This is a genomic window from Zymomonas sp. (genome assembly GCF_020216885.1).
Taxonomy (GTDB): domain Bacteria; phylum Pseudomonadota; class Alphaproteobacteria; order Sphingomonadales; family Sphingomonadaceae; genus Zymomonas.
Genome location: NZ_JAIWON010000148.1, coordinates 1 through 7,112 on the forward strand (window position 1 = coordinate 1; position 7,112 = coordinate 7,112).

The window sequence follows — 7,112 nt, forward strand, 5'->3', positions numbered from 1 at the left end:
TGTTTTATTGCATTATAAAATTGTTTGGAAGAATATTGAAAATAGAACCTATTCTATTATAGGAAATATAAAAACGCTTGGGCTGTTTCCGGCATTAGCCTCTTTTTCTATTGCTGTAGCCTCATGGGACGGCAAGGATATTAATTCTTATTTATGGATTCCAATTATTACTACAAGTATTTTATATCTAATGGCTATATTTATATCCGAAGAACAAAGTTCTTCCCAAGGCGTCATAGCAATATTAGAGTATGCGATAGACATAATTGAGAAGAAGCAGATACAATAACTATGCTTATTTTTGTGTTAAACTATCCACCAAAGCCATAATCGGGGATAAATCGTAACCGGCATTGGCGGCTTCTGCGAAAAGAATATCAGCCTCGGATTCACCTGTCGCCGCGCTAGCCAATGCCCATAAAAAGGTAGAGCGTGTTCCGCTAAAACAATAGGCCAATATCGGTTTATCCGCCTTTTTTAAAATTTCGGCCATCGCAACCACGGCCTTTTCATCAAGACCACCCGCTCTCACTGGAATAGCCGTATAACCAAGGCCTTCCGCTTTTGCTGCCGCCTCTATCACGCTACCCGCGGGTTGATTCGGACTTTCCCCATCGGGACGATTATTGATGATATACCGAAATCCTTGACGGGCAGCTTCCTTGACATCTTCAACCGATAATTGGGGGCTGACGGCGATTTCACTATTCAAACGTTTAAAACGGTTCATTTCTATCCCCAATTGTATGGACTGACAGAATTATGTCATGAAAAGCAAAGGGGCAGGGGACAAAAAAACGATAACAGTAAGATGCCTGATAACTGACCAAATGTGATTTTCTGTGGATAACCGCGCCCCCATCACAGCCATTAACTCTCGCTAATCTGATATAAAGTCGAAATTAGAATCCGGCATTTATAAAACAGAATCCTTTTGAACTCGCTACTGATCTTTTGTCGCTGTCCCGATAGCGACGCATTTTTTGTGTAGCGCTATCTGCCATCGCCTTCTGTTATTTTTTTACTTGTTTAAAAAGCCAGTCTCTCGCCGCTTTGATATAAAAGAATTTGCGTGCCGATGCCATGTGATCGACCCCTTTAAAAGTCAGGAAGGTAATATTCCCGTTTTTATCGAGATAGCTATTGATCTGATGAGTGAGTGATTTCTGGTTATCGACAGGAAAAATCAATGAAGGGTCAAGTGTCTCTTTAGGTCGGATAACAATGCCACCGGCCTCTCTCCAGACGGGAACGCATTTTTCATTCCACGGGGTCGCATTGTGATCTTCTGTTCCAGTGATAATCAGCAATTTTTGCTGAGCAAGACTACGAACATCGCTAGGCCGCTGTTGGCCGGCAATAATCAGACCGGCAGCAAAAGTATCAGGATGCTTTGCCATAAGCCAAAGAGAGGTCATCGCTCCCATTGACCATCCGGTGCAATAGACTCTTTTTGGATCAATTTTTAAGACTTTATCGCGGCGATCTTCGAAATTGGGATTACCGTAATTCCATGTGTTTTTTAGAAGAGATTCGACCAGCTTATAGGTGTTTTCGACATCATATGTATGTTCCCAATAATCGTTCATGGTTGTCCGCTCGTAACGAGGCGTGATTACAACACATTCATGTTCAGCCTGTTCTTCAGGCAGACTCCACAGACTAGCGATACATTGCTCAGTTAATGTTTGTGCGCAATTCCCATCATAACTGGTGCCGGAATGGGTAATAGCCAATAATAGCGGATAGGACTGGCGCTCTCCTCCGGCTTTCAAAAAAGACTTCGGCAAGTAAATACTATATTCTAACCATGCCGAACGCGTATCATCCCACCACCAGTGATTTTGTTCCCAATCATCGACACCGCGAATAACGACGTGATTCCCTCGACGATCAGAATTACTCCACGCGGCTTTACTGGGTGGATAAAGATTTCCTTTAACAGATTTAATCGCTTTATTTTGCAGGATAACAACTCTGTCACTATCCGCTGTTGGAAGGCTTAAATCTGAATCATGCTCAAATTCGATAATGACATATAAGCCATTTTTTGAGGCATTTCGTCCTAATTGAGGCGCATCATGAGTATAAATGGCGACTATAGGGCGATCTTTTGCGGGTTCAGTTGATTGATTTTTATCCGGCTCTTCCGGCATACCCGCAAAAAAGCCCTTAGCCACAGGGTAAACCGCCGCCTTATAACTGTCCAATTTTAAACTGCTGGCATCAATATTGCTGTCATATTCTATAGCGATACCATAAACTTTTTCACCGCCACCCGTCACTTCACAAAGCGCATAGACTTTCTGGATACCGGCTGTTTTGATCTTATCTGACTTGTCATCTAGATCAGGGGCAGCGGCTCTAAATCCGTTACCATTTCCCAAAGCATATGATTTTTGTGACCCCAATAAAGCGCCCGCTAAAGTTGCTCCGGCTGCCACAAAATTCCGTCTTGAGACCTCGGTCATCGTTTTTTTCTGCTTTCAAGGAAAAAATATCTATCGAATTTCTAACATTCTCTACAATGAATACACCCTGAAAAGGACATGCCATGATAAGGATTATTTTTAAGAAAGCAGACAACGGATCAATTTTTAAAGAATAAAAATCAGGCTTTTTCTTGCTGCATCAGCGCAATCGCAGCATCACTCGCCAATTGGTCAGCTCTTTCGTTATCGGGATGTCCGGCATGCCCTTTGACCCATTTCCACGCAATGTCATGTTGGCTAGTCAAGGCTAAAAGCTGTTTCCACAAATCGGCATTTTTGACTGGTTTTTTAGCGGCAGTAAGCCAGCCATTTTTCTGCCAGCCATGAATCCAGCGGGTCAAGCCATCCATGACATATTTGCTATCGGTGGAAAGCTCTATCCGGCAAGGCTTTTTAAGGCAGGAGAGGGCTTCGATAACGGCCTGTAATTCCATCCGGTTATTGGTTGTCGGGTTTTCAGAACCAGAAATCGCTTTTTCATGTCCCTGATAGCGAAGAAGCGCACCCCAGCCACCAAAGCCGGGGTTGCCTTTGCACGCGCCATCCGTCGCGATCATGACGATTTTATCTTGTGTCGAGGAATCGGGCATCACATCAGAAACCCAAAGATTCTAAAGAAGCCTCTCGATAAAAATGCAGTCTCTTGAAAAAGTCACGCGGGTCTTTTGGCACAACCAAAGCATCAGGCGGCGTATTGACCCAATCCCATGCCCGCGTCAGCAAGAAGCGCAAAGCCGCTCCACGTAACAAGACAATAAAAGCGGCTCGCTCTTCTTCCGTCAGGGCAAAACTCTGATGATAGCCTTTAATCAAGGCTTTCGCATGATCAGCAAGGAAATGGTTCTCTTGATCGAAACACCATGCACTATAGGTAATGGCTAAATCCCATGCACGGATTTCGGTGCAGGCAAAATAGAAATCGATAACGCCTTTTAAGCTGTCGCCTTCAAATAACACATTATCGGGAAATAAATCGGCATGGATAACTGAACGAGGCAGATCTTTCGGCCAGAGTTTATCGAGATAATCCAGCTCTTTTTTAACCTCGTCCCCCATATGGGCTTCGATCTGGTTCATGGCTTCAAAACCACATTTTTCAGCCAGAATATGCCAATTTTCAAGATCGAGGCTGTTTTTGCGATTTTGTGAAAAATGGGTCAGACTTTTATGCATTTTACCCAGCATTTCGCCGGTAGCACGGGTTTGTTCCGCATTCGGGGTAGGTGTCCAACGCCCTTGCAAAAATTCGATCAGGCAGGCAGGCCGTCCAGCCAATGTCTGTATCTGCTTTCCATCATAGCTTTTCCATGCCTTGGGAACCGGCAGATTTTCAGCCGCCAAATGATCAGTCAAAGCCATAAAGAAAGGCAGCTCTTCGGGATTCACACGCTTTTCATATAATGTCAGAATATACGAGCGGACATCGGTCGTAATCAGGTAATTGCTGTTTTCGACGCCTTCAGTAATCCCTTTTATCGACAGCAACCGGCCTGAATCCGGATAAAGATCTAAGAATGAAGAGACTTCCTCATCGCTGACCGAAGTATATACAGCCATGTACCACTATTCCTGCTTTATCGAATGGCTCAATATAATTCCTCTCCTGTCCTCTTTGGCATAAGACAGGATTGAAAATTACACTGGCATTTTTGAACACCATTCTTTTATTTTTATTCGACCTTTTGTTACGCCTTACCTGTTTTTTATCAAGTCGGGCGATAGGCTATTTCTTTATAAGCAAGGCAATAATGGGGCAGAATGAGCAAAAATTTTGCCGATAGCGTATTTATTTACGCTTTTCCTTCTTCCTTTGCCTTATTTTCCTTGTTGCCGAGAAGCGCCGGTTCAAAAATCAAAGCGCAAATCAGCGTCCAGACCAAAGAAATCATCAAGATTTTGCCCATGCTGGCCGTTCCGGGATGAGAAGACAGCCACAGACTACCAAAAGCTGTCCCTGTTGCCATAGCCGAGAAAAAGACGGCATGCGCTAAACTGGATTGCAACAGATTCCGTTCGCCATTCCGCCAAGCCATGACAAAATAGATATGAAAGGCCACACCCACCCCGAATAACAGCGGGAAGGCGATAATATTGGCGAAGTTGATCGGCTGGTTAATGATAACGCAGCTTGCCAAAGTCAGGAAAATCGAAAGGATAATCGGTGCCAAGGTAAAGGCGACCTCTCGAACATTCCGAAGAACGATAAACAGCAACAAACAGACAGTAATAAAGGCAAGAATACCTGCTTCGATAAAGGCCTTAGCAATCGTATAGGCGGCGGCTTGGGTCGAAATCGGCATACCCGAAGCTGTCGGAACGATCTTTTGAACCGCTTTGGCAAAGTGGATAAGATTTTCATTGTTATTGCTGTCGCCTGACGGGAAAACCTCGATGCGGATACGGCCATCTTTCGTCGTCCAGCCTTCCTTCAAAGTCTGGGGCAAGGCTTCAGGTGTCACCGCTTCGGCTTGCAGCATCGCTCTCATCTGATCGAGCATGACCGCCAAAGGCATACAGAACATTTCATTGGTTGCCTGTCGCGTTGCAGCAGAACTTCTGGCAAGGCTATCGAGCGAATCCGCCAAGCTACGAGCATCGCTGGCCGAGGCTTGGGTGCTGGTTCCTGCCGCTTCTCTCAAAGAAGTAGCCGTTTGCCGCAAAGAAAGCTGTACTTCCTCATCGCTTGGGGCAGCCTGCGTTTCAATCGGGTTAACCGTCGGATCAAGGATCATATTGGCATCGGAAATAACCGCCAATTTGGGTTCCTGATTGGTCGGCACAAAACTGTTGATCGTGACGACCTGATCGACTTCCGGCAATTTCGACAGGCGTTTCACCCAATCATCGGCTGTTTTGCTATTTGGGGCGACAATATCAATCGTGTTCGGTGTCTGATTAGGATCTTTCATCAAGGATAAAAGGGTAGACATCGCTTCCCCTTTGGGATTCCGCAAATGCAGCGGATTAAAGTCGAATTGCACCCAAGGCAGAAGAATGATGCTAATCAGAGTCAGCCCCAAAAAGCTCCCGATAACCCAACGTCTTTCTTTAACCAGAAAATGATCGACTGGCGCCATATTGCGCCAACCAACATGATGACGGGGTGGGCGCGGACGGAACAGCATCAAAAGGGCGGGCAGCATCGTGACCGAGAAGAATAGGGCAATCAAAATACCGACACCGGCAATCATCCCCAATTCGGAAATCCCGATATAGGCTGTCGGCAAAAAGGACAGAAAACCAAGGCAAACAGCACCCGCAGCCAATAACAAGGAATGACCCAACGCATTGGCGGCATTCAAAAGAGCCTTGGGTTGATTGGGTTCTGTTTCTAATTCGGCTAAAAAACGTACCGAAAGCTGAATCCCAAAATCTACCCCTAAACCAACAAAAAGCGGAATGAAGGCCACGGAAATAAGGTTAAATCGTCCGACTGTTATCAGACCAACCGCAGCCGTCACGATCAATCCGGCAATGGTGGTCAACATGATCGCCGCAACAATACTAGGGGAACGCACCGCCAACCACAGGGTGATAAGCATCGCGCCAATCATTGCGCCTGCTACCAGCCAAATTTTATCAGCCAAAGAAGCAAATTCTTCATCGGCCAAAGGCACGGATCCGGTTAAATGGATATTGACGCCGTGATCGGCATCCAATTTCAGATCACTAGCGGCTTTATGAATAGCATTGCTGGCCTCAAGCCCTGGCATCAAAGCGCTTAGATCGAGAACAGGCTGTGCCAGAATTAACCGTTTTAGAGGCGGTTTCAGCGCTGGATTTTTGCTTGAGAAAAGGAGTTGCCAAGAAAACCATGTCTGTTTTCCAGAAAGCTGGTCACGGATGGCCTTATCAATCGAACGGATCGGAGTCTGGATCTGATCCAGATTGGCCATATGGCGGTTGACCCCCATCAACATGGTATTCAGGGCATTATTGATTCCTCGTAAAGAGGGGTCAGAAGCCAGAGGGCCTAAAAAAGGCTGTGCTGAAATCAGCTGTTGCATCGTATCTTGAACATCCGGCAACTGGCCGAACAAGATGCCTTCACGGGCAAAAAATTGGCCACCATCAGGCCGTGTTACCGTCAGAAAATGCTTTTTATCCTGCCCCAATTTCTCGCTTAATCGGGCGGCAGCGGATTCTGCCAATTCCGGTGTTTGTCCTTCCACAACGATCAGGGTTGTCCCCCCTGTAGATGGAAAAGCATCGGCAAATCTATCTTCATTGACGCGATAGGTTACCTTGGGAGAAATAAGGGTCGCCGTATCTGTATTGATCGCAAAATGGCTCGCCGCGAAATAGGCAGAGACCAGCGTTAAGAAAAGGGTGAAGGCGAGAACAGGCAGAGGAAAGCGGCAGCTTATACCTGCGAGACGCGTTACAAGAAAACGATGCATGATGTGTCCGATATCACGAGATCAATCCGTATGGCTAGCCCAAGCGCCTTAGCTGTTACAACCGGACGATTCAGAATAAAAGATAACTTGGATCATAAAGTCATATCTTCTGTTACTTTTGTAGTCAGTTCAACGACTTCAACAGGCTTTGAGTTCCGATGCAAAGCGGAGATAACCGCGGCAACGATACCATCAGCATCAAGACCGGCTTCAGCATATT

At 45.9% G+C, this 7,112-nt stretch carries 6 protein-coding genes; 1 reads left to right on the plus strand and 5 read right to left on the minus strand.

Annotated elements, in window-relative coordinates; translation table 11 throughout:
* The coding region (locus LDL18_RS08105; RefSeq protein ID WP_296508538.1) for a hypothetical protein at nucleotides 1–289 on the plus strand (289 nt) is incomplete at its 5' end.
* 6 nt (nucleotides 290–295) lie between these two features.
* On the opposite strand, the gene LDL18_RS08110 is transcribed toward LDL18_RS08105, so the two are convergent.
* From LDL18_RS08110 to LDL18_RS08130, 5 genes are all read right to left on the minus strand, one after another.
* A complete protein-coding gene (locus LDL18_RS08110; protein ID WP_296508541.1) occupies nucleotides 296–730 on the minus strand; it encodes a TIGR01244 family sulfur transferase in 435 nt (144 codons plus the stop codon).
* A 283-nt stretch (nucleotides 731–1,013) separates the two neighbouring features.
* Complete coding sequence (locus tag LDL18_RS08115) at nucleotides 1,014–2,471, minus strand: prolyl oligopeptidase family serine peptidase (RefSeq protein ID WP_296508546.1); 1,458 nt, start codon at nucleotides 2,469–2,471, stop codon at nucleotides 1,014–1,016.
* Between the two features lie 140 nt (nucleotides 2,472–2,611).
* Nucleotides 2,612–3,082, minus strand: coding sequence for a ribonuclease HI (gene rnhA / locus LDL18_RS08120; protein WP_296508548.1), 471 nt, complete (start codon nucleotides 3,080–3,082; stop codon nucleotides 2,612–2,614).
* Nucleotides 3,083–3,086: 4 nt separating this feature from the next.
* Nucleotides 3,087–4,049, minus strand: coding sequence for a homoserine kinase (gene thrB / locus LDL18_RS08125; RefSeq protein ID WP_296508550.1), 963 nt, complete (start codon nucleotides 4,047–4,049; stop codon nucleotides 3,087–3,089).
* A gap of 233 nt (nucleotides 4,050–4,282) precedes the next feature.
* Nucleotides 4,283–6,892: an MMPL family transporter gene (locus LDL18_RS08130; protein WP_296508552.1), complete on the minus strand. Its 2,610-nt coding sequence runs from the start codon at nucleotides 6,890–6,892 to the stop codon at nucleotides 4,283–4,285.
* Nucleotides 6,893–7,112 lie beyond the last annotated feature (220 nt).